This is a genomic window from Synechococcus sp. OH2 (assembly GCF_047462155.1).
GTDB lineage: Bacteria > Cyanobacteriota > Cyanobacteriia > Thermostichales > Thermostichaceae > Thermostichus.
In genome coordinates this window covers 30,963-34,990 of sequence record NZ_JANSIR010000101.1, presented here as the reverse complement: position 1 = coordinate 34,990, position 4,028 = coordinate 30,963, and the positions used below count along the sequence as shown (strand labels likewise).

Here is a 4,028-nt window from a genome sequence, read left to right as displayed (position 1 = left end):
GAAGACGACAAGGTGGTGCGCGGTCGTCCCCTGGTGCAGGAGCCGCAGGTGCTGCTGTTGGACGAGCCCACCACGTTTTTGGATCTGCGCCACCAACTGGAGCTGCTGGAGCTGTTGCGACGGCTGCAGCAGGAGCAGGGGCTGACGGTGGTTAGCGTGCTGCACGATCTAAACCTGGCCATTCGCTACAGCCGGCGGGTGGCTCTGCTGGGATCCGGACAGTTGCAGGCCCTGGGATCCCCGCAGGCGGCCTTGACTGCTGAGAGGGTGCGGCAGGTGTTTGGCCTAGAGGTGGAGTGGATCCCAACGCCGGGGGGGCTCCAGCTTTGCCCCTTGCGCAGCGCAGACCCGGCAAGGCCCCTCTGGCTGGGAGGAAAGGGTGTTGAGGCGAAGGTTTGACTTGTTTCTGGTGGTTTTTGGGAGAGTGAGAAGTTATGCGAGTAACCGGCTGGGGCTGGAAGGCAGTGAGTTTGGGGCTGTGTCTGGGGCTGAGTTGGGGATCCCTGGCCCAGGCGCAACCCGCGGCTCGGATTCCTGAGACTCCTTTGCTGGCCCAGGCCACCCCTCGGGGGGCCACCACCATCCAAGAGCAGATTCGCGAGCTAGAAGCCCAGATCGAAGCTGCCCGTCGGCGGGGGGATCAGGCGGAAGTGGAGCGGCTGCAAGCGGATCTGCAGATGTTGCAGCAGGGCACCCCTGTCTTCAACCTGCAGCAGGTTACAGTCACCGGCACCCGCACGGAGCGCACCCTGGCCGACTCGCCGGCCAGCATCACCGTCATCGACCGGGAGCGCCTGCGGCGGGAGCTCATCCAGAACATCCAGGATCTGGTGCGCTACGAGCCGGGGGTGAGTGTGCGGCGAAATGTCCGCTATGGACTGCAAGACTTCAACATCCGCGGCCTTGACGCCAACCGGGTGCTGATCCAAGTGGACGGGATCCGGCAGCCAGAGCAGTTTTCCTTTGGCCCCTTCAACATTGGGCGGGACACCTTTGAGCTGGAGACCCTGAAGACGGTGGAGATCATCCGCGGCCCTGCTTCCACCCTCTACGGCAGCGATGCCCTGGGGGGCGTGGTAACCTACACTACTCTAGATCCAGTGGATCTGCTGGGGGAACGGGACAGCCATGTGGGCCTCTCCAGCCAGTACGACAGCAAAAACCAAGGCTTTGTCAACACCCTCAGCTTGGCGGGCCGCCAGGGGAACCTGGAAGCCCTGCTCATCTACCCCCGCCGCGACGCCAGGGAGCCGGATATCAAGGCAGATCCCAGTTTCAAAGATCGGCAAACGGTGGAGGGGGACAACGTTTTGGCCAAGCTGGTTTACCGCTTCAGCCCCTTGGAAAGCCTCACCTTGACCGGCGAGTACTTCAACAGCCGCACCACCACCACGTTCTCGCGGCGCAACCTGGATCCCGCCGTCAGCTTATTTAGGGAAACCATCGACACCGAGCGCAGCCGCCTCAGTTTGGAGTATCGCTACGCCAACCCAGAGAATCCCGCTTTTGAGCTGGCCACTGTCCAGATCTACTACCAGCCCGCCCGCACCCGCGAGCCCAGTGTAGAGGAGCGCACCCTCACGGTGCAAGGCCGACCCGTACCGGTGCGGCGGGATACCTTCAACGAGCTGGTCAGCAACATTTTGGGAGCCAGCCTGCAGGCCCAAAGCCGCTTCCAAACCGGGGATCTCTCCCACCGCCTGGTGTATGGGATGGAGATCTCCACCACCCGCAACGAGCGACCTCGCAACCGTTTTCAGACCAATCTGCAAACTGGAGCAGTAACCCAAAACATTCCCCCAGATACCTTTCCCACCAAAGATTTTCCCGACTCGGACACCGTGCGCTTTGGGCTGTATGTGCAGGATGAGATCGACTTTGGCGGCGGCAACTTGACTCTGATCCCCGGCATCCGCTACGACACCTACAACCTCACCCCCAGCCCCGATGAAGCTTTCTTGAAAAGCGGGTCAGAAGCGGCCAGCCTCTTTGCCGATGCCATTTCCCCCAAGCTGGGCCTAGTGTGGAGGATTAACCCCAACCTCACCTTTACGGCCCAGTACAACACCGGCTTTCGCGCTCCCCAATACAACGAGATCAACAGCGGCTTTACCAACCTGGTCAGCCCGGTTTTCCGCTATCGCACCCTCTCCAACCCCAACTTGCGCCCGGAAACCAGCCAGGGCTTTGAAGTGGGTTTGCGAGGGATCTACCCGCAGGCCAGCTTCAGCTTGGCGGCCTACTACAACACCTACAACGACTTTATCGAGGCATTCCGGGAGGTGGGATCCGAGCCCTCACCCCCCGGCCCCCCCGGTAGCCCGCCGCCCCCGCCGGTCATCCTGTTCCAGAGCCAAAACATCAGCCGCGCCCGTATCTATGGCGTAGAGGCGACAGGACAATATTTCTTTAGCCCCGACCTAACCGGTTGGAGCCTAAACGGCAGCTTTGCCTGGGCGGTGGGGGACAATCTTACAGAAAACAAGCCCCTGCTTTCAATCGAGCCGCTGACGGCGGTGCTGGGGCTGCACTACGACGATCCCAGCCAGGTATGGGGGGCGAGGTTGGTGGCCACGCTGGTGGCGGATCCGCGGGATCCGCAGCGGGAGGTGGTGCGACCCAACCCCAACGCTCCCCCGCAGATTCCCTTTGTGCCCAGTGGCTATACGGTGGTGGATCTGCTGGGCTACTACAACCTAGACGACAACTGGCAGCTCAATTTCGGGGTGTTCAACCTCTTCGACGAGCGGTATTTTCTCTACTCCGAAACCCGCACCCTCTTTGTTGGCCCTGAAGTGGAGCGGCGGGCCCAGCCGGGGCGCCATGTGGCCCTCAGCTTCTCCAGCCGCTTCTAGGACTCCCCGCCAGACGTGCCCATCGAGATAGCCCCGAGCCATGCTCGCCAAACCCCCCACTCGCACCGACCGGGGATCCGCTTCTTTGCAGAGGGGCTCCCACCCTCGGCTTTTGTGGCGCCTGCAGATGGGGTATTGGCAGCAGGCAGGCATGGCCTACGGGGTGGGTCTGGCCTGGCTGGAGCTGGGCCTGTGGGGGGTGGCGCGGGGCCAGAGCTCTGAGGGGCTGCGCTGGATTGGCTGGGGCGAGAAGCTGCTCAGGGCGGCCCTGCTGGCGGGCTATTGCTCCCTTGCTCTCTCGGTTGCCTGCACCTCGCTGGAGGATCTCCCTGAATTGCCTGGGCAAAGTCGGGAGCTCCGCCCGCTGCGCTGGGAGACTTTGCTCTCGCTGCTTTTGCATCTGTTGGGGCTGCTGGGGTGGGTGGGGTGGGGATCCCGACCTCTGAGAGAACCCGAAGTGCGGATCCCGGTCACGCTGTGGCTGGAGGATCCCCCGCCGGCCCCGCTTGAGGCGGCTGCAGAATCAGCTCTGCCTGACCCAGCGGAGGAGCCGACCCAGCCGGCCTCGGAATCCCCCCCTGCGGCTGCCCCACTCCCGCCCGATCCTGCACCCCAGCAGATTCAAGCTTCTTCACTGACAACCTTGCCAACGCCGCCCCCCACGCCTGTTCCCACGGCGAAGCTGGGGCCGACCCCTACACCCACGCCGATGGCCGCCCCAACCCCTCCGCCGCCCTCCCCAACACCGACGGTCACCCCCTCACCGCAGCAGCCCCCTCCAACTCCGGTGGCTACCCCCACGGCCGCACCTGTGGCCAACAGGCCGCCCTCTGGGGCTGCTACGAGCGCTCCCATTCCCCGCTTCACCCCCCTCATCCAAGGGATCCGTTCGGGTGGCGGGGGCACTGCCGGGAGCAAGGGATCCGAATCCAGCGCTCCTGGGAGGGGTGTCGTTGCTGGCCTCAGTGGATCCCAGGCGCAGGGGTCTGCGCCGACAGCAGGAGAAGGGGCTGGGGAGGCTTCCCCTCCTACCTCCTCGCCTGCAGCAGTGGCTGCCAATCCGGACATCCTGGCCCGCCCCATTCCGGGTCGCAACCCGCCGCCACAGTACCCTCCCCAAGCCCGCCGCCTCGGCCAGCAAGGCCAAGTGCTGTTGCGGGCCAGGGTGGATGC

2 protein-coding genes and 1 pseudogene are annotated in these 4,028 nt (G+C 64.1%); all 3 read left to right on the top strand.

The window, feature by feature from the left end; translation table 11 throughout:
* Positions 1 to 399, top strand: a pseudogene (locus NW835_RS10125) (ABC transporter ATP-binding protein); the annotation flags it as partial.
* Positions 400 to 434: 35 nt separating this feature from the next.
* Positions 435 to 2,855, top strand: a complete 2,421-nt coding sequence (locus tag NW835_RS10120; RefSeq protein ID WP_414415213.1) for a TonB-dependent hemoglobin/transferrin/lactoferrin family receptor — start codon at positions 435 to 437, stop codon at positions 2,853 to 2,855.
* A 40-nt stretch (positions 2,856 to 2,895) separates the two neighbouring features.
* Positions 2,896 to 4,028, top strand: a 1,133-nt coding sequence (locus NW835_RS10115) for an energy transducer TonB (protein WP_414415212.1), incomplete at its 3' end; no start/stop codon positions are given.